Source organism: Streptomyces flavusporus (assembly GCF_046267975.1).
Lineage (GTDB): Bacteria > Actinomycetota > Actinomycetes > Streptomycetales > Streptomycetaceae > Streptomyces > Streptomyces flavusporus.
The window spans coordinates 8,920,257-8,938,572 of the sequence record NZ_CP176503.1 but is presented as its reverse complement, the minus strand read 5'-3'; the positions used below and the strand labels follow the sequence as shown (position 1 = coordinate 8,938,572).

The following is an 18,316-nucleotide window of genomic DNA, read 5'->3' as shown; positions in this document are numbered from 1 at the left end:
CCACTGCTCGGTGTGCCGCGATCGTTCATCCAGACCACCGCGGAGTCGAGCCGGTGCGGCAGGCTCGATGAGCCGACCGCACGCCTGTGCACGGCTGTCTCCCTCACCGACCGAGGAGTTCGACCATCCGCCGGCCCAGTTCCGGTACGGAGGCGGGATTCTGTCCGGTGACGAGCCGTTCGCTGACCACGACATGTGCGGTGCGGCCGGGCGCACAGGAGTACACAGCCCCCCTGGCTTCCAGCATGCTCTGCAGGGAGAACGGCACGACGTCGGTCAGGCCCCGCGCTGCTTCGCCCTCGTTCGAAAAGGCGGTCAGGGCCTTGCCTGCGACCAGGTAGCTGCCGTCAGACAGGGTGAGATCGACGAGTGCGGCCTGGCCGTGGCAGATGGCCGCGATCACTCCGCCCGCTTCGTAGATGCTCCGTGCTGTCGACTCGAGCCGGGCGTTTCCGCGGAAGTCCCACATCGTGCCGTGACCGCCGACGAAGAAGACGCCCGCGTACCGGGACGCATCGACTTCCTGCGGAGTGAGCGTGTGGTCGAGCTTGTCCCTGACGTCGGCGTCCGCGAGGAAGGCGGTCTGCTCCGCTCTGTCGAGGTCATGACCGATCATGGGCGGCTTGCCGCCCCGGACCGAGGCGAAGTCGACTTCGTATCCGGCCGCACGGGCGATCAACCAGGGCTGGACAGTTTCACCGAGGTGGAACCCGGTCGGCCTGCCGTCGTCGCCGAGAACATCGTGGCTGGTGAGTACGTAGAGCATCCGCTTGGGCGCGGTCATGTTGACAGTTCCTTCCGGAGTCACGCAATTGACTGGACATACACGGCTGACTGCTTCGAGGTAACCCGGACGGCGACCGGCAGCCGCGCAGGGTCGGGAGGTGGGCTGACGGTCATGGTGCATGCAGCCTCGTCGGCCGTGAGCGGACGGGTCACGGCACATGATCCGCTGGTAGCGCAGATATGTGACCGGCGCGAGGGCCATGGCGGCGCCGGGGTGGCCGTTGCCGGCCCGCTGCACGGCGTCCATGGCCGGCGCCCGCGCGGTGGCCACCGCCGGCCGGTCCAGATCGGTCAGGTGAATGCGGGGGTCGGCACGGTGGTCGACTCCTCGAGGTCGGTGGGTCGGGTCACTGGTGGGGGCGCCTGGCGAACAGGGCGACGACGGCGGCGGCCAGGATGACGGAGCCGGCGAGGATTCCCAGTATCAGCTGGTAACCGGCATGAGCCGCGGCCAGTTGCCCGAGCGATGCGCCGATGAACAGGACGAAGGTGTTGAACGCCACGGCGGCACCCCGACTCTGCGGAGCCAGTTCGTGCAGCAGGCCAACCAGGCCGGGGACCACCAGGCTGATGCCGGACACGAAGACCAGGCTTCCGCCCACCACCGCGACGAGGACTCCGCTGAGCTGTGCAAGGAGCAGGCCGGCCCCCGCAGTCAGGAATCCCGCGACGGCCAGCACACGCGGGCCCTTGCCGCCGAACAGCCGGTTGACCACGGGGCCGACAATCAGACCCAGAGCACCGATGGCCTGCACCAGGAGCAGTCGGCCCTCGCCGAAGTCGAACGCGTCACGCAGGTGAGGGTTGAGCACGGCGTACATGGCGACGAAGCTGCTGAATACGGTGATGGCCGACGCGAACACGGCCGCCGGGCCGGGCGTACGGATCAGCCGCCCCATGGCCAGAAAGACGTTGCTCCAGGTCGTGGTCGCCGCCGTGGCCCCAGGGGCCAGCAGCCCCCAGAGGGCAATGGCCGCCACCGCGTACACGATGGCCGCCGGCCAGAACGCGGTCGGCCAGTCGGCATGCGCGCCGACGAACTGGCCGAACGCCTGCCCCAGCAGACCGGCCCCCAGCAGGCCGGTGGTGATGAACGACAGGGAGACCGGACGCCGCGCCGCCGGCGCACGGTCGGCCACATAGGCCAGGGCGACGGGCGCGAAGGTGGCCGCCGCAAGGCCTTGCAGCGCACGGAACGTGATGAACCAGCCCATGCCAGGGCTCAAAGCGGTCAGAGCTGTGGTCAAGGCGGTGGCCAACACTCCGAACGCCAGCACGGGGCGACGCCCCAGGCGGTCGGACAGCGGGCCGAAGATGAGAAAGCCGGCCGCATAGGTCAAGGAGAACGCGCTGCCCGTCCACGAGGCGGTCGCCGCGTCGACACGGAAGGGCCTCTGGATCTGTTCCGCGACCGGGATCGCGAGATAGAGCTGGGCGGGAATCGCGAATGCCATCGCCACCAGCAGCATCAACTGGACGGAGAAACCACGGTCGCCCCTCGGGACACGGCCCAGGCGCGCGGTTCGCTCGGCGGCCACGGGCTGCAAGGTACTCATGAGCATCTGCTCCAAAGAGAGAATGGGTGAGGCGTTGTGCGACACGGCCATGGGTGGGGCACAGTCAGGCACGCTGTGCCCCACCATGGCCGTGCTGAGGGCGGGTCAGACGGCCAGCTGCGGCAGGTCGGAGAGCTCCAGCGATGCGACGTTGAACCGCTTGGCCTCCTCCCGGTGTTCCGGCGTCTGATAGCCCCATTGGGCCCATCGGGCTCGTGCGCCGGTGGCAGAGACCTGGCGAACGTTGGTGAGGTTGTCGTCGATGAAGGTCACGGATTCCGCGGTGGTTCCCCGACGAGAGCACAACTCCTGGACGGCCTCTGCCTTGCGGCCGCATTCACCGAAGATCTCTGACACGGTCTGGTCCAGCCCATGCCGGCGCAGAATGGAACGCACCGACTGCTCGTCCTTCGCGGTGATGATCGCCACGTTGCCCGAGTGCTGCCGGAGAAGGTTGTCCAACCCTGTGTACAGGGTGTGCAGCCCGAGCCAGAACTCCGTTTCCTCGGTCCGGAACCAGTCCCGGGCCAGGGATGCCGCAGTGGCGAACCGGCTGACGTGGTCGGACGACGCTGAAGCGAAGAGGAGGTCGAAGTCCGCCTGGGATCCGATGCTGTCGGCCGCCGGGTGATGCGCCACGACGAAGTGGTCCAGCAGTCGCGAGTAGTTGCGCACCTTCTGGAACCGCGCCATGAAGTCGGCGGGCAACAGCTCGACGTGGCCGGAACCGGGGATGGAGCGATCGTGCCGCTGCACTCCGAGCCAGGTGACGAGGGCGCACTCCTCCAGGGCGTCGCAGACCACCCCGTCGAAGTCGAGCGCCAGCAGGCCGGCCATCAGGCGGAGACCTTCTCGACAGTCTCGAACACGCTCCGCATGAAGGCCCCCATGTAGCCGTAGTAGGAGCAGGTGATGATGTTGCCGTCGACGATGACGTCGCTGTCGACCACATGGGCACCAGCGTTGATCACGTCGTCCCGCAGACCGATGTACGCGCAGGCCTTGCGGCCCTTCAGCACTCCGGCGCTGACCATGATCCAGGGCCCGTGGCACAGGCCCGCGACGACCTTGCCCGCCTTGTCCATGCCGGCCACGAAGTCCAGGACATTCTTGTCCTGGCGAACCCGGTCCGGCGCCTCGTGGCCGCCAGTGAGGATCACCGCGTCGTACTGGTCGACCGAGAGGTCCTCGTACCCGATCAGGGGCCGGGCGGTCTTGTCCATCGGCAGCGGAATTCCGTACTTTCCGGTGACAGGGGCGCCGTTCTTGGTCGCCACATCGACGTGCCACCCCTCCTCCAGAAGACGGTAGTAGGTGAACACCACATCGTGGTCCTGGAAGCCGGCGCCAGTAATGATTACAGCACTGCGAGACATGGTTCTATCCTTTCGAGATGTCGGATGACGTTCAGAAGTTCTTGCTGATACAGAGGTACTGCTTGTCGGTCTGGGGCCGCCGCTTGTCGCCTTCCTGGCCGGTAAGGACCTCGACGTCCAAATAGACCACTCCGGAGACGCAGAGCGGAACGTAGAAGATGTCCTCGCTGCGCCTGCGGCAGAAGATGTCCATTCCCGTGCGCAGCTCGAATCGGAACTTGCCGTCCGGGGTCTGCCGCCGCATGTGGGCATTGGGGAACGCCGCCACCTTCTGCATAGAGTGTTCGGGTTCCTCCAGCGACTTCGCCTCATACGCGGTGCCGGCCCGGTTGTAGTCGTCCTTGAGCCGCATGAGGTCGAACTTGTTGCGCGGAACCTCGACCTCGATGAGTTCGAGAGGCTCATCCCCGATGTTCCTGGTGCCGTGGAAGGCGCCCGGCGCGATACGGAGGATCGTGCCCTCCCGGACCGGTACCTCCTTCGCGAGACCGGAGGTCACCCCCTGCCCCCCGAGGCAGATCAGGTAGGTGAGCTTCCGGGCATGCACGTGCATCGAGGTTCCGTGCGGTGCGTCGATGTGCAACGCCCAGAAGTCGAAGAACTCGTCGACATAGGCGCGGTACTCGTATCCCCAGGGCTTGGGAATGACCTCGTTGAGGTGGGTGTCCTCATCGAACTGCTCGTTGAGCGCCCGAGCTCCGCGCCGCATGAGCTTGCTCAGCTCGGCGACATCTGCGGAGCCGGCGTTCATCGGAACCGGCAAGTATCCGGGAGCATCGAAACCAGAAGTTTCGACAGACACGCCAACGGTGTTGGAGATGCGCTTAGGAATGTTTGTCGCCATAATGATTTCCTGGGTGAATGGGGTCCGGTTTCCAGAATTCAGCGAGCCAGGACTTCGACTTGCCTGTTGTGCCATCTCTGCGCGATGGCCGCTTGTTTCCCTAAGACCAGGTTGTCCGTTGCGGAAAAATCAGCAAAGCGACGAAAATTCGGGGCTTGACAGATTTGATGCAGAACGCGTATCGATCCGAAATGGCAGGCGTTCCGAGTCGTTGATCCCTGCGTGAGGTCTCGCTCAAGGCGGTGGACAACTGGTGGGGTCCTTCCAGCGCCCGGACGAGCGGGCCGTCGAGCAGGATGCGGAAGCGGTGCGCGTCTGGCAGGAAGAGAAATGGTCGGCGATCCGTGCGAGGGCGAAGGCCGAGGGCGGCGAGGTGCTCTTCGCCGACCAGGTCATCGCTCCCGCAAGGTCCGTGCTTGGCTCGCCGATCACCCTGCCCGGATCGAGCTGCACTTCCTGCCGTCCTACTCGCCGGAACTGAACCCCGACGAGCTGGTCAACGCCGACCTCAAACGGAATCCACCCATGCACAGCCCCGCCGGTGACCAGCCCCAACTCGCCGCCGAAACCCGCAGGTTCTTCCACCGGCGTCAGCGCCGGCCGCACGTCATCCGCGGCTACTTCGGCGGACCGCACGTCCGCTACATCTTCGAATAGAACCGTTTGAGTTTTGGAATCAATAGGGGGAGGCAGGCCCGCTGGATATCGCGACAGTGCTGTCCGTCGGACATTGCGGACGCGGAGTGGGCGGCGGTCCGGCCGCTGCTACCGGTGCCGACCTGGCTGGAGGGCCGGGGCGGGCGGGGCCGGGGTCGAGGAGCATGACGCGGTCCGAGCGCAGGCGTCCGACCAGGACGACGGGCAGGTCCGCCAGGGCGTGGGAGAGGTAGGCGACGTCATAGCCGGAGTCCATGACGATCCAGATCTCCGGATCACCGGCCTGCCACTGCCGGGCCTGGATCAACTGCTCGACGATGTCCCGTAGTTGGGCAGTGGTGACGGCGGTCGCGTCGTCCGCCGGCCCGAGGTGCACGGCGTCCAGCAAGGCGACCCAGGAGGTCCGGCCGGTCTCCACGGCGGCGACGAAGGAGTACGGCCAGCCCGGCACGAACTGGTCCGTCTTGCGGTCGCCGCGCCCGTAGGCGTGGCAGAACAGCCGGTCGTCGCTGGTCGGGGCGTCCGGGCGGAGCCAGTTGCTGACATCCACGGCCAGCACGATCCGCCCGTCGGCCGCCCTCGGCAGCGGCAGGCCGGCCGGCGTGCGGCGCAACCGCGTCGGCTCCAGCCAGCCCCGGTCCAGCGCGGCATACAGGGCACCGTGCCCCCGTCGGTGCTCCACCGCCAGGCAGAGCTCGACCAGGGTCTTCACCGGCCCGTCCGCGCACAAGATCGCGTCGGTGAGCTCGAAGAGCGCATCGGCACGGCTGTACAGGCAGCCGTAGAAGTCGACCCGAAAGCGGGACAACACGCTCAATGCCTCGCCTGCGGGCGCGTCGACGGGGAGACTCATAAGCAGCGGCCGTTCTTTCGTGCTTCGTTACTCGACATCTCGAAGCGTGAAGAACGGCCGCGCCACGCGCCGCCGGTTCCCGGGGATCTCAGCAGGTCGAGTGACCTGCGACGTTAAACGCCAAGCTCAGCGTCTGCCCGGGCCGGGCGGCCACCAGTTCCGGTTCGGGCGGCGAGCAGTCCAGCAGTGTCTCGCGCTCGTCGGCCTTGGCCCCGGTCAGAGCGAAAGCGATTGGCAAACCCTGAGGGATGCACACCAGGCACACCACCACCGGCGTGGAGTCGATGAGCCACGCGTCGTCACTTCCACATGGTGGTGTCGGGTGGTCAGAAGCCGGGTGACTCGGCGCAGCAGCTCGGCGGCCTTGCGCAGAAGCGTTGAGCGCCGCGACCGGTCCGGACCGGTCGCGGCGCTTCATAGCAGGTCAGGGCCTGCGTCAGGTCGATGTGCAGACGCTGACCTGACGGATCCGCAGCTTCGGGGCGATCTCCTCGAGTACTAGCCTCTGGAAGTGCGGGCTGGCGAGATGTTCCTCGAACGCGGCGCGATCGGCGTAGCGCTCGATGAGGACGATCTCCTGATCTGGCGGGTCGCCCCGATGCAGTGCCTCGTAACCGAGGCAGCCGGGTTCCTTCGATGATGCCCGCGTCAAGGCCGACAGCGCGGTCAGCACGCGCTCGCGTTCACCGGGGGACGGCTTCCAACGGGCAACAACGACGATCTCTCCGGGCCTGGCATCGTGCAGGGGCCAGGGGGTGATCACGCGCTCCTCCACCGGACTCGGTTCAGGCCCCGGCACCGGACCGAAGGATCTCGAGCACCGCCTCCGCGACGCCGGCAGAGGAAGCGGGGTTCTGGCCTGTGGCCAGGCGTCCGTCCACGACGACGTGAGCCTCGAAGTTCGCCGCACCGCTGTGCTTGGCGCCGCGCTCTTCCAGCTTGGTCTGCAGGGCGAACGGAACGACGTCGGTGAGCCCGACCGCCGACTCCTCATCGTTGGTGAAGGCAGCCACGGCCTTGCCCGCCACCAGGTGCGTCCCGTCGGACAGCGTGAGGTTCACGAGCGCGGCCGGACCATGGCACACGGCGGCGACCACGCCGCCGCCTTCGTAGATGCCCTGGGCAACGCCAGCAAGCGTCGTGTCGTCAGGGAAGTCCCACATGGTGCCGTGCCCGCCGGCGTAGAAGATCGCGTCGTACTGGGTAGGGTCGATGTCCTTTGGGCGCGGAGTGGCGGCAAGCTGGCCGCTGATGTGGACATCCGCCAGGAACGCGCTCTGGATCGAGTCGGAACGGTCCACGCCGTCCATCGGTGGCTCGCCGCCCTTGACCGAGACGAGGTCGACCTCGTACCCGGCGTCTGTGAACACCTTCCATGGGTGGGCCGCCTCAGGGAGGTAGAAGCCGGTGGTGCGACCCGTGTCACCGAGGCGATTATGGCTGGTGAGCGCGATGAGGATCTTCTTGGTGCCAACCGTGTCATCGAGGCGGTCATGGCTGGTGAGCGCGGTGAGGATCTTCTTAAACATGTTTATCTCCTGTGGTAAAGGCGATCTGCGATGCCGCTGCGGCTGCGGCCCACACCATGGACGGTAGGCTGCGCAGCCATCGGGATACCAATTACGGAAATTCGGGGCTTGACGGGTTTGATGGCGTCAACTACGGGTCGAAAGTCAGGGTCCCGAAGTGTTTAGCGCTTACGAAGGCAGGCTCGCTTGATATCGCGACACCGCCCATTGCGAGCGGAGCTGAATCGGCCGCGGTCACGAGCAGTCCACGCTTCTTCTTTGCAGCATGGCATTTCCTGAAAATGGCCGTCACAAGAACCCGTTGTCGTCTCCGGTCTGCTCCGCAGACACAACGCGCGGAGCGGCCCGAGGCCGTCCAGCAGGTCCAGTGTGGGGTCGAGGAGCGGGGAGTCGTGGCGGTTGGCCGGGCGGCCTCCTCGCCGCCGGGTGCCTGGTGATGCAGCCGTCGATGGCGATCTCCTCGAGGACGAGGCCGACGATCCGGTCGTATCCCTACAGGGCGATCCGCTCGAGCTGGGCGAAGACGCCGAGCTGGATCCACTCGTCACGGCGACCTCGGATGGTGGCGGCCGAGCAGGTGGTGTCGGCGATGGCCTGGTAGGAACAGCCGAAGCGCAGGACCTGCAGCAGCTTGTCGAAGACGATCCGATCGCTGATCCGCGGGCGGTGGCAGCCCAGGGGGTGGGCCGGATCGTAGACCGGCCGCAGTACTCGCACCTGAAACGCGCTCCCTCAGTGCTGCTGCGCGGGCACGCGCCGGGAGACGGCGTGGCGCACGCCGGTGCCGGTGAAGGCGAGGGCCGCTGCCGCGACCAGCGCGAGCAGGGCCAGGCCGATCGCGTACGAGCCGTAGGCGCCGTACAGCGAGCCCATCACCAGCGGCGGGACGAAGCCGCCCAGACCGCCCGCGGCGCCGACGATGCCGGTGACCGAGCCGACCTTGCTCGCCGGGGCCAGCAGCGCAACCAGGGCGAACACCGCGCCGCTGCCCGCGCCGAGCGCGCCGGCCATGGCGAGGCAGGCGAGCGTGCCCAGCGGCACCAGGGACGGGGTGAACGACTGCACGACGGCCCCGGCCATCACCACGGCCAGTGACCAGCCCAGCACCCGCACCGGGCCCATACGGTCCGACAGCCAGCCGCCCACCGGCCGCATGGCCACCGTGAGCAGCACGAACCCGGCCATCCGGTTCGCCGCGTCCGCCTGTGCGAGGCCGTAGCCGGTCCTCAGGTAGGTCGGCAGGTACACGGAGAAGGCCACGTAGCCGCCGAAGGCGACGGCGTACAGGGCGGACGCCTGCCAGGTGATGCCGAGCCGCAGGGTGGCAGTCAGGCGGCGGGCCAGCGGCTCGGCCGGCACGGTACGGCCGGGGGCGTCCCGCAGCATCAGCGCGGCCACCACCGGCACCGCGACCAGCAGCGACTGCTCGAAGGAGGTCAGGTCGAGGCTGTCCTTGAAGCGGGGTCCGAGCGGGCTGAGCAGCGCCCATGCCCAGAAGTTCACGGCGAAGCCCACCGTGGCCAGGGCCAGCATCAACCAGGCTCTGCCGGGCGGCGACGAGCCCGGCCCTGACGTGTCCCTGTTGTTCCTCGCCGACTCGAGCATGCCGTCCGTCCCTTCCTCAGGCGGTAGCACGGCACCGGACAGCAGTGACCAGCCGTCCCACCCGACGCACCCGTGTCCAAGTTGCCCGTGCGTCTCAGTCGAAACAGCAGCTACGGACCGGGTGGCCTCGCCCGGGAAACGCGGTGGAAGGGCAGACTCAGGACCGCGGCGACAACGTCTTCGCCTGCGCTTCGTATCCGGCGAGGCAGAGCCTGAGACTGCACTGGTCCTCGGCTTCGACGAACACCTGCTGTCCCCAGTAGGTGGTGAGGCGGTGCACGACGTCGACCAGCCGACGGCGGTCTTCCGGCGTATACGCCGGGAAACGCGCCCAGCCCTGGTCGGCGACCTTGTTGCCGAGTTCGCTGAACAACACAGCCCGGAAGCGCTGCTCTTCCTCGTCGGTCAGCGGTGTGGTGGCGCCCTCCGCGGGCAGCACCCGGACGTTGTAAAGGTCTCGTATCACTGCGCGGCTCGCCATCCACTCAAGGTCTGGGCGGCAGAGCCTACCGGCCGGTTCTCTCAGCCCTCCGCGTGGGCCGGCCACAGGTCGGGGCCGAAGACCTCGTACCGGATCCTGCGCGCGGGGACACCTGCCTGCAGCAACTGGGCGCGCACGGCACGCATGAAGGGCAGCGCGCCGCACAGGTAGACGTCGGCGTCCGCGGGCAGGTCCTGGTCGCCCAGGTCCATCAGTCCGGTACGGGCGCCCGGTTCGTCGGCTGCGTCCTGCTCGTACCAGAACTGGGCCTGGGCATCCGGCCGTTCACCGATGATCCGGCGGGTGTCCGCACGCAGGGCGTGGTCGGCCGGGGAGCGGTCGGCGTGCAGCACGCGGACCGGGCGCTCCGACCCGGTCGCCGCGAGGTGCTCCAGCATGCCGACCATCGGGGTGCAGCCGATGCCCGCCGAGACCAGCAGCAGCGGGGTGTCGGCGTTGTCGAGCACCACGTCGCCGAACGGTGCGGACAGGGTCAGCTCGGCACCGGTGCGGACGGTGCGGTGCAAGTGGTTGGACACCTCGCCCTCCGGCGCGGCGGCCACGCTCGCGACGCGCTTGACGGTGATGCGACGCAGCTGTTCGCCGGGCGCGTTCGACAGGCTGTACTGGCGGACCTGGTGCACGCCGTCGGGCATCCGCACCCGGACGCTGACGTACTGCCCGGCACGGGCGGGCGGCACCGGGCCGCCGTCGGCCGGACGCAGCAGGAAGGACACGGCGTCGGGGGTCTCCTCGCGGCGCTCCACCACGGTCCACTGCCGCCAGGGATGACGCGGGTCGACGTGCGCCTCCTGGTAGAGCCGGGCCTCCTGGGCGATCAGGGCGCCGGCCATCAGCCAGTACACCTCGTCCCAGGCAGCGGCGACCTCAGGGGTGACCGCGTCACCGAGCACGTCGCCGATGGCGCGGAACAGGTACTTGTGGACGACCGTGTACTGGTCCTCGGTCACGCCCAGCGCGGCGTGCTTGTGCGCGATCCGGGACAGCAGCGCGTCCGGCCGGGTCTCGGGATCGGCGAGCAGCGCCGCGGCGAACACCGCTATGGACCCGGCCAACGCCCTGCGCTGTTCGCCGCTGGCCTGGTTGCCGCGGTTGAACAGGCCGTCCAGCAGCTCGGGGTGCTCACTGAACATCTGGTCGTAGAAGCGTGCCGTGATGTCGTCCAGGGCCCCGCCGACGGCGGGCAGGGTGGCACGGATGACAGCGGCCGACTCGGGCGTAAGCATGGGTCTCCTACCGGAGTACGGGTGTTCGGGGAAGGGCCGCTCGCAATCGCAGCCATGTCACGTCTATCAGGTCGGATCTGCCTCATTGGCCGTGATTGCGGCCCCAGCGGTCGATCGGGGCCTAACGTCCCTGGACGTCGGTCCGTTCGGCCCCACAGGCCGGGCATGGCTCGGGTCCGGACGGCCCTACCGATCCGCCCGCCCCCGGCATCGTTGCCGTCCAGCCGACGTGGGCCGGAGGTGTAGTCGACCCCTGGTTTCAGCGCCACTGCGGGACGACGGCCACCGGGCAGTCGGCGGCGTGGAGGAGCGCGTGGTTCACCTGGCCGAACTGCAGGCCGATGTGTCCACGTCGCCAAGCGCCGATCACCAGCAGATCGGCGTGGGCGGCCCGTTGCAGAAGGGCCTCCTTGGCCGGGCCCTCGACCAGGATGCGCCGTACCTCGACGTCTGCGTACTCGCGTTCGGGTTCGCGCATCGCCTCGTCGAGCAGCCGGGCGGCCTGGTCCTCATGATGCCGGGCGAGCGTGCCGGCCAGCAGCGGGGGATCAGTGTCCTCGTGGGCCGGGCACCGCCACGTACGGACGGCATCGAGAACGCTCCGGCGGCTCTGCGCCTCGCGGAAGGCGAACCGGATGGGGGTCGTCCCGTGCTCGATGTTGCCGATACCGAGCACTACCCGGCCGCACTTGCCGGCGAGGCTTGCGTCACTGCCGCGCACGACGACCACCGGGCAGTACGCCTGGGCTGCCACCGCGAGGCTGACCGAGCCGAGCAGTAGCTCGGTGACCGTTCCACGCCCGCGGTGCCCCATGACGAGGACCGCGGCGTTGTGGGCCTCCCGCAGCAGCGCCCTTTCGGGGTCCTCGGGCAGGACATCGGTGGAGACCCCTACGCTCGGGTCGCGGGCGTGGGCCCGCTCCGCGGCAGCCTTCACGATGTGCTCCGACATCCCGATGATCAGCGCCCCTCTCACGGACACTGAGGGCTTTTCTCACCCCACGGTGACACCGCGCCTCGGTCGGTGAGCAGGGCCCGTCCGGCCCGACCCGGGCCGTTCGGCCCAGGGATCCCGAAATCTTCCCAAAGCCGCGCTTCGGCTCCGCAGCAGGCGACTGCGGAGCCCGCTGCACCACAACCGCCCCCAGCAGGCGTGCGGACAAGGTCATCGAGGAGGCCACACACGCGGTTCCGCGCCCGGCACAGGAGGCCCGGTGCGCGGCGATCGCGTCCCAGCGGTCGGACCCTTCGACCCACTCGCTCGGACGAACAAGGACCTTCGGCCCAAGCGGATGCCACTTGCCCAGGCCACGCTGAACCTGCGGAGCTTCCTGGCACCGCATCCACGCCCGTCCGGTGCCCCGCCCCCTCCGGCGAACCCCGAGGGAGTACGGAGCCACAGGACACCGAGGAGGAAGCGCCCTCAAGGGGTACCCCGGTCCTGGACAATCCGCCCGGTCGGACGTCCCGGACTCCGGCATCAAGGACGCCGGCGACGCGCTCGTCCACGTACGCCACGGTCGACGGCACACTGCACGAGGTCGTCGCCGACCGGGCGGCTGACGAGAGGACGTGAAGGACATGACCAAGCAGACATCGCCGAACCTGGTGAGCCCCGCTGAGGGACTCCGGCCGGGCGACCTCGGACGACGCCTCGCCCGGCGACGCGCCGAAGCCGGCCTGACGCTGTACGAAACGGCCGCGCGGGCGGGCGTACCGCCGAGCTACCTGCAGTATCTGGAGGAGTGCCCCACCGCACTGCCGGGTACGGGCGTCCTCCGCAAGCTGGCGGGCAGCTTGGGAACCTCTCTGAACGAGCTCACCGGTGGCCGCGCCGACCTGCCGGCCGGCCTCGGGCAGGCCGCCCGCGCCCCCGTGTTCGTGGAGCTGAGCGCCCAGGAGTGCCGGGCGCTGCTGTCGACTCACGGCGTGGGGAGGGTCGCGGTGCCGGACATCTCGGGGCCGGCTGTCGTCCCCGTCAACTACAGCGTCGTCGACGGTGCGATCGTCTTCAGGACCGCCCCCGGCACGACGCCCTGGCGGGCTGTGGACACCCAGGTCGCCTTCGAGGTCGACCACGTCGACGACGCACTCAGCCAGGGCTGGAGTGTGCTGGTACGCGGCCACGCCCGGGCCGTGACGGATCCTGACGCGGTGAGCCGACTGGAGAGCCAGACGTACAGCGCCCCCTGGGTCGGCGGCCGGCGGGATGTGTGGGTGAGCATCGAGCCCCTGAGCATGACCGGGCGTCGGATCATGTCCAGCCTGTAGCTCCGCAGCGGCCGGTCATACGTCTTCTTCCCTTCGCCCCCGCTCCATGCGGCAGACTCGGCACCATGCAGACCGCCGACTTCGTCCGCACACTCGACCGGGAGGGCCGCGCCCTGGCCCTGGCTGCCACGGAGGCCGGCACCGAGGCCAAGGTGCCGACCTGCCCGGACTGGCAGGTGAAGGACCTGCTGCGGCACACGGGCATGGTGCACCGCTGGGCGACGGCGTACGTCGCCGATGCCCGCACCTCGTACCACCACCCCGGCGAGGAGCTCCCTGACCTCGACGGCGCCGACCTGGTGACCTGGTTCCGCGATGGGCACCGTCGACTCGTCGACACCCTCACCGCCGCGCAACCCGACGTCGCTTGCTGGCACTTCCTGCCCGCCCCCTCGCCGCTCGCGTTCTGGGCCAGGCGGCAGGCGCACGAGACGACCGTGCACCGGGTCGACGCGGAGGCGGCGCGCGGCGGTCCGGGCGAGGAGATCGCCGTCGACTTTGCGGTGGACGGCATCGACGAGCTGCTGCGCGGATTCCACGCCCGCGCCAAGAGCAGGGTCCGCACCGATGTGCCCCGGGTGCTGCGGGTGCGGGCGACGGACGCGGACGACGCGGTGTGGACCGTACAACTGTCGCCCGAACCACCCGTGACGGAGCGGAGCGACGCGGGTGCCGCCGACTGTGAACTGTCCGGACCGGCCGCGCGGCTCTACCTGGCGCTGTGGAACCGGTTGCCGTTCCCCGGCGTCACCGGTGACGCCTTGCTGGCCGACCTGTGGCGGGAGAAGTCGGCCATCGTCTTGAGGTGATCGCCCGCTCCGGAGCGTCAGCCGGCCGAGCCGCCCGCCAGCATCCGGGTCAGCACCGCCCGCTGCACCGGCAGCACCTCACCGTGCAGGGCGCGGCCCTTGCCGGTGAGCGTCACTCGGACGCCGCGACGGTCCTCCGGGCACATGGTGCGTTCGACGAGCCCGTCCTTCTCCAGCCGCGCGATCAGCCGCGACAGCGCGCTCTGGGTGAGATGGACGCGCTCGGAGATCTCCTGGACGCGGTACGCGCAGACGCCGTCCGCCGCGGCGCCGCCGGCCAGGACGTCGAGCACCTCGAAATCACTGGCGCACAGGCCGTGTTGGTGCAGGGCACGGTCGATCTCGCACTGCGTGCGCGCATGCAGCGCGAGGATGCCCCGCCACTGCTCCACAAGCGCCGGCTCGGCGCTTTTCGTCGCCATGTCCGCACGGTAGCAGAGAAGTAAATTCATTGCGCAGACATTAAATGCGCTTGCAATCAATGTATGTGCATGTAGTGTGCCGAAGCATGACCTCTCCGCTCACCACTTCCGCGTCCGAGGGACGCTGGACCCCCCGGCTGTGGGGCACCCTGCTGGTGCTCTGCGCCGCGATGTTCCTCGACGCCCTGGACGTGTCGATGGTCGGCGTCGCCCTGCCGTCCATCGGCTCCGACCTCGGCCTGTCCACCTCGGCACTGCAATGGATCGTCAGCGGCTACATCCTGGGCTACGGCGGTCTGCTCCTGCTCGGCGGCCGCACCGCCGACCTGCTCGGCCGGCGCCAGGTGTTCCTGGTGGCCCTGGGCGTCTTCGCGCTCGCCTCGCTGCTCGGCGGACTCGTCGACTCCGGCCCGCTGCTGATCGCCAGCCGCTTCATCAAGGGCCTGAGCGCGGCCTTCACGGCACCCGCCGGCCTGTCGATCATCACGACGACGTTCCCGCAGGGCCCGCTGCGCAACCGGGCCCTGTCCATCTACACCACCTGCGCGGCCACCGGATTCTCGATGGGCCTGGTGCTGTCCGGCCTGCTCACCGAGGCCAGCTGGCGCCTGACCATGCTGCTGCCCGCGCCCATCGCCCTGATCGCCCTGATCGCGGGCCTGAAGCTGCTGCCGCGCAGCTCCCGCGAGCGCGACCACAACGGCTACGACATCCCGGGCGCCGTTCTCGGCACCGCCTCGATGCTGCTGCTGGTCTTCACCGTCGTACAGGCCCCTGAGGTCGGCTGGGCCTCCGCCCGCACGCTGCTGTCCTTCCTCGCCGTCGCCGTCCTCCTCACGGTGTTCGTCGTGGTGGAGCGGCGCTCCCCAGGACCGCTGATCCGGCTCGGCGTGCTGCGTTCCGGTACCCAGATCCGTGCCCAGCTCGGCGCCATGACCTTCTTCGGGTCGTATGTGAGCTTCCAGTTCATCGTCACGCTGTACATGCAGTCACTGCTCGGCTGGTCCGCCCTGCACACGGCCCTCGCCTTCCTGCCGGCCGGCGTGCTGGTGGCGATCTCCTCGACGACAGTGGGTTCGATCGTCGGCCGGTTCGGCACCCAGCGGCTCCTCGCGGTGGGCTTCGCGCTGATGGTCGTCGGATACGCGCTGTTCCTCGGCGTCGACCTCGACCCGGTCTACGCCGCCGCCATCCTGCCCAGCATGCTGCTGATCGGCGCGGCCTGTGCGCTGGTCTTCCCGTCGCTCAACATCCAGGCCACCAACGGCGTCGACGACCACGAACAGGGCATGGTCTCCGGCCTGCTCAACACGTCCGTGCAGGTCGGCGGGGCGATCTTCCTCGCGGTCGTGACGGCGGTGGTCACCGCGGGCGCCCCGGAGAACGCCTCACCGCAGGCCGTCCTCGACAGCTACCGCCCCGGACTGATCGTGGTCACGGTCATCGCCGTCGCCGGCCTGCTGATCGCACTGTCGGGTCTGCGCACCCCACGCGCCCGGCAGTCGGTGGTGGTCGCCCAGTCCCAGTCCCTGGTGAAGGAGACGGACGCGGAGCGCGTGCCGGTCCGCGACTAGGGGGCCGTCTCCGACGCGTGGGCCCGGCGGGCTGTTGCTCCGCCGGGCCCACGCCTGCTTGACTTGCCGGATGACCAGGCACGGGGGACGGCGCACGCAGGCCGAGCGGGATGCGATCACCGTCGAGATCGGGTACGCGCTGTGCAGTGCGGCGTTCGCGGCGGCGGTGGTCCTCGGGGCGGTCGCCGGTCCGGCGTTGCTCTTCGAACTGCCCGATGTGGTGGAGACGTTGCTGGTCCGCACGGGCCTCGTTCTCGCGCCGGTCCTGTTCATCGCCCGGGTGGTCGCCGTCCTCGCCCGGTTCCGGCACGCGGTTCAGCCCAGCCAGCCGGGCCGTACCAGCCCCGACTCGTAGGCCAGCACGACCAGTTGGGCCCGGTCCCGGGCGCCCAGCTTCACCATCGTGCGGCTGACGTGGGTCTTGGCGGTGAGCGGGCTGACGACCAGGCGGCGGGCGATCTCCTCGTTGGACAGACCGATGCCCACCAGGGCCATCACCTCCCGTTCCCGCTCGGTGAGTTCGGCGAGGGCGTCCGCGGCCGCGGGCTCCTTGGAGCGGGCCGCGAACTCGGCGATCAGCCGGCGCGTCACGCCCGGTGAGAGCAGTGCGTCACCCGCGACCACCGCCCGTACCGCGCGCAGGAGTTCCTCCGGTTCCGTGTCCTTGACCAGGAACCCGGAGGCGCCCGAGCGGATCGCCTCGAAGACGTACTCGTCCAGCTCGAACGTCGTCAGCATGACCACCTTGACGTCCTCGAGGCCCGCGTCCTCGGTGATGTGGCGGGTCGCGGCGAGGCCGTCGAGCGCGGGCATCCGGATGTCCATCAGCACGACGTCGGGCCGCAGTTCGCGAACCTTGCGCAGCGCCTCCGCACCGTCGGAGGCCTCCCCGACCACCTCGATACCGGGCTGGGCGTCCAGCAGGGCACGGAAACCGGCCCGGACCAGTGACTGGTCGTCGGCGAGCAGTACGCGGATCACCGGTTCTCCTTCTGCGCGGTGAGCGGCAGCACGGCGAGCACCCGGAAGCCGCCGTCAGGCCGCGGGCCCGCCTCGATCGTGCCACCCAGAGCGGCGGCCCGCTCCCGCATTCCGGCCAGTCCGTTGCCGCTGCCGCCCGCGTCGGCGCCGGTCGCCGGCCCGTCGTCGTCGATACGCAGCCGCAGTGCACCGGCGGTGTGATCGAGGTGCACGCGCGCGTACCGGGAGCCGGAGTGCCGTACGACGTTGGTGAGGGCCTCCTGGACGATGCGGAACGCGGCGAGGTCCGTGCCCGGCGGGAGGCGGGGCGGCTCGCCCTCGACCGCCACGGTCAGACCCGCGCTCGCCGCCTGCTCCACCAGCTCGGGCAGCCGGTCGAGGCCGGGCGCCGGCGCGCGCGGCGCGTCCCCCGACGTGCGCAGGGTGTCGAGCACCTGGCGTACCTCTCCGAGCGCCTCCTTGCTGGCGGCCTTGATGGTGGTGAGCGCGGTGCGCGCCTGCTCGGGGTCGGTGTCGAGCAGCGCCAGTCCGACGCCCGCCTGCACGTTGATGACGGAGATGCTGTGCGCGAGGACGTCGTGCAGCTCGCGGGCGATCCGCAGCCGCTCCTCGTCCGCGCGGCGACGCGCCGCCTGCGCACGCTCGGCCCGCTCCCGCGCCCACTGCTCCCGGCGGATCCGGGCCAGCTCCGACAGCGCCACGATCGCCACCACCCAGGTGGCGATCACGATTTCCTGCCCCCAGGAGGCGGGCCCGTCCCCCGACGGCGGCAGCCATCGGTAGAGCCAGTGGGCGACCAGCACATGCGCCGCCCAGAGCATCCCGAGAGCGGCCCAGGCAGCCCTGCGCCGGCCCGCGACGACCGCGCTGAAACAGGCGACCGCTACGGCCAGCAGGACCGGCCCGTAGGGGTATCCGGCACCCAGGTACACCGCGACGGTCGCCGCGGTGCCGAACACGACGGGCACCGGGTACCGCAGCCGCCACAGCAACTGTCCTGCGGCCACGAGCAGCAGCACGCGCGCGAAGAGGTCGAGGGCCGCCCGCTCGCCCTCCTGGGCGTGCGCGGCGAAGTTGGAGCCCGTCAGCACGAAGACGGTCAGGAGCACCGTGGAGCGCCAGGGCCACCGGACCGCACGCTCCTCGTCCCAGCGGTTCAGCCACGGCGGCCCGTGACCCCACCGCATGGGCGGTCCGCCCCGCCGTATGCGCTGCTCCTCCATGACCGCCACGCTAGACCGCGCGCGCCACCGACGGCGTCACCCGGGCGAGGTGATCACACGTACTCCCGGCGAAGTACCTCCCCGCTTCGCCGGACTCCCTGA

At 69.5% G+C, this 18,316-nt stretch carries 18 protein-coding genes and 6 pseudogenes; 5 read left to right on the top strand and 19 right to left on the bottom strand.

Annotation, left to right across the window (positions count from 1 at the left end; genetic code table 11):
* Positions 1–103 precede the first annotated feature (103 nt).
* From ACKTSN_RS42015 to ACKTSN_RS41990, 6 genes and pseudogenes are all read right to left on the bottom strand, one after another.
* Positions 104–784, bottom strand: a complete 681-nt coding sequence (locus tag ACKTSN_RS42015; RefSeq protein WP_409475053.1) for a type 1 glutamine amidotransferase domain-containing protein — start codon at positions 782–784, stop codon at positions 104–106.
* A 153-nt stretch (positions 785–937) separates the two neighbouring features.
* Positions 938–1,057, bottom strand: a pseudogene (locus ACKTSN_RS42010) (hypothetical protein); the annotation flags it as partial.
* Positions 1,058–1,133: 76 nt separating this feature from the next.
* Positions 1,134–2,324 (bottom strand): MFS transporter, encoded by a 1,191-nt coding sequence (locus ACKTSN_RS42005; RefSeq protein ID WP_409473865.1) that lies wholly within the window; start codon positions 2,322–2,324, stop codon positions 1,134–1,136.
* A 123-nt stretch (positions 2,325–2,447) separates the two neighbouring features.
* Positions 2,448–3,179, bottom strand: a complete 732-nt coding sequence (locus ACKTSN_RS42000) for an HAD family hydrolase (protein ID WP_409473864.1) — start codon at positions 3,177–3,179, stop codon at positions 2,448–2,450.
* A complete protein-coding gene (locus ACKTSN_RS41995) occupies positions 3,179–3,718 on the bottom strand; it encodes a type 1 glutamine amidotransferase domain-containing protein (protein WP_409473863.1) in 540 nt (179 codons plus the stop codon). Before ACKTSN_RS41995 ends, ACKTSN_RS42000 begins: the two co-directional genes overlap by 1 nt.
* Positions 3,719–3,749: 31 nt before the next feature.
* Positions 3,750–4,469, bottom strand: coding sequence for a cupin domain-containing protein (locus ACKTSN_RS41990; protein WP_409473862.1), 720 nt, complete (start codon positions 4,467–4,469; stop codon positions 3,750–3,752).
* A 486-nt stretch (positions 4,470–4,955) separates the two neighbouring features.
* Between ACKTSN_RS41990 and ACKTSN_RS47585 the strand changes: the two are divergent.
* A pseudogene (locus tag ACKTSN_RS47585) lies at positions 4,956–5,079 on the top strand (transposase); the annotation flags it as partial.
* Positions 5,080–5,349: 270 nt separating this feature from the next.
* Here ACKTSN_RS47585 and ACKTSN_RS41980 read toward each other — a convergent pair.
* The 10 genes and pseudogenes from ACKTSN_RS41980 to ACKTSN_RS41945 form a co-directional block, all read right to left on the bottom strand.
* Positions 5,350–6,072: pseudogene (locus ACKTSN_RS41980) on the bottom strand (transposase); the annotation flags it as partial.
* A 127-nt stretch (positions 6,073–6,199) separates the two neighbouring features.
* Positions 6,200–6,334, bottom strand: a pseudogene (locus tag ACKTSN_RS47580) (IS982 family transposase); the annotation flags it as partial.
* A 6-nt stretch (positions 6,335–6,340) separates the two neighbouring features.
* A pseudogene (locus ACKTSN_RS47575) lies at positions 6,341–6,444 on the bottom strand (IS982 family transposase); the annotation flags it as partial.
* Positions 6,445–6,508: 64 nt separating this feature from the next.
* Positions 6,509–6,847 (bottom strand): putative quinol monooxygenase, encoded by a 339-nt coding sequence (locus ACKTSN_RS41975; RefSeq protein WP_409473861.1) that lies wholly within the window; start codon positions 6,845–6,847, stop codon positions 6,509–6,511.
* 10 nt (positions 6,848–6,857) lie between these two features.
* Positions 6,858–7,601: a type 1 glutamine amidotransferase domain-containing protein gene (locus ACKTSN_RS41970; protein WP_409473860.1), complete on the bottom strand. Its 744-nt coding sequence runs from the start codon at positions 7,599–7,601 to the stop codon at positions 6,858–6,860.
* Between the two features lie 338 nt (positions 7,602–7,939).
* Positions 7,940–8,318: pseudogene (locus tag ACKTSN_RS41965) on the bottom strand (transposase); the annotation flags it as partial.
* A gap of 15 nt (positions 8,319–8,333) precedes the next feature.
* Positions 8,334–9,206, bottom strand: coding sequence for an MFS transporter (locus ACKTSN_RS41960; protein ID WP_409473859.1), 873 nt, complete (start codon positions 9,204–9,206; stop codon positions 8,334–8,336).
* A 157-nt stretch (positions 9,207–9,363) separates the two neighbouring features.
* A complete protein-coding gene (locus ACKTSN_RS41955) occupies positions 9,364–9,687 on the bottom strand; it encodes a hypothetical protein (RefSeq protein ID WP_409473858.1) in 324 nt (107 codons plus the stop codon).
* 41 nt (positions 9,688–9,728) lie between these two features.
* The gene (locus ACKTSN_RS41950; RefSeq protein WP_409473857.1) at positions 9,729–10,934 is read right to left on the bottom strand and encodes a globin domain-containing protein; all 1,206 of its coding nucleotides are present in this window, start codon (positions 10,932–10,934) and stop codon (positions 9,729–9,731) included.
* Between the two features lie 259 nt (positions 10,935–11,193).
* Positions 11,194–11,886, bottom strand: coding sequence for a universal stress protein (locus ACKTSN_RS41945; RefSeq protein ID WP_409473856.1), 693 nt, complete (start codon positions 11,884–11,886; stop codon positions 11,194–11,196).
* 629 nt (positions 11,887–12,515) lie between these two features.
* Here ACKTSN_RS41945 and ACKTSN_RS41940 point away from each other — a divergent pair.
* Together ACKTSN_RS41940 and ACKTSN_RS41935 are read left to right on the top strand one after the other, a co-directional pair.
* On the top strand, positions 12,516–13,205 hold the full coding sequence (locus tag ACKTSN_RS41940) for a helix-turn-helix domain-containing protein (protein ID WP_409473855.1): 690 nt from the start codon (positions 12,516–12,518) through the stop codon (positions 13,203–13,205).
* A 65-nt stretch (positions 13,206–13,270) separates the two neighbouring features.
* Positions 13,271–14,014 (top strand): maleylpyruvate isomerase family mycothiol-dependent enzyme, encoded by a 744-nt coding sequence (locus ACKTSN_RS41935; RefSeq protein WP_409473854.1) that lies wholly within the window; start codon positions 13,271–13,273, stop codon positions 14,012–14,014.
* 17 nt (positions 14,015–14,031) lie between these two features.
* On the opposite strand, the gene ACKTSN_RS41930 is transcribed toward ACKTSN_RS41935, so the two are convergent.
* On the bottom strand, positions 14,032–14,436 hold the full coding sequence (locus ACKTSN_RS41930) for a MarR family winged helix-turn-helix transcriptional regulator (protein WP_409473853.1): 405 nt from the start codon (positions 14,434–14,436) through the stop codon (positions 14,032–14,034).
* Positions 14,437–14,522: 86 nt separating this feature from the next.
* Here ACKTSN_RS41930 and ACKTSN_RS41925 point away from each other — a divergent pair, with 86 nt between their 5' ends.
* Together ACKTSN_RS41925 and ACKTSN_RS41920 are read left to right on the top strand one after the other, a co-directional pair.
* Complete coding sequence (locus tag ACKTSN_RS41925; RefSeq protein ID WP_409473852.1) at positions 14,523–16,010, top strand: MFS transporter; 1,488 nt, start codon at positions 14,523–14,525, stop codon at positions 16,008–16,010.
* A 70-nt stretch (positions 16,011–16,080) separates the two neighbouring features.
* Complete coding sequence (locus tag ACKTSN_RS41920) at positions 16,081–16,365, top strand: DUF6332 family protein (protein ID WP_409473851.1); 285 nt, start codon at positions 16,081–16,083, stop codon at positions 16,363–16,365.
* On the opposite strand, the gene ACKTSN_RS41915 is transcribed toward ACKTSN_RS41920, so the two are convergent.
* On the bottom strand, positions 16,326–16,991 hold the full coding sequence (locus ACKTSN_RS41915) for a response regulator (RefSeq protein WP_409473850.1): 666 nt from the start codon (positions 16,989–16,991) through the stop codon (positions 16,326–16,328). The genes ACKTSN_RS41920 and ACKTSN_RS41915 overlap by 40 nt on opposite strands.
* The gene (locus ACKTSN_RS41910) at positions 16,988–18,214 is read right to left on the bottom strand and encodes a sensor histidine kinase (RefSeq protein ID WP_409473849.1); all 1,227 of its coding nucleotides are present in this window, start codon (positions 18,212–18,214) and stop codon (positions 16,988–16,990) included. The genes ACKTSN_RS41915 and ACKTSN_RS41910 overlap by 4 nt, the downstream gene beginning before the upstream one ends.
* Between the last annotated feature and the right edge of the window lie 102 nt (positions 18,215–18,316).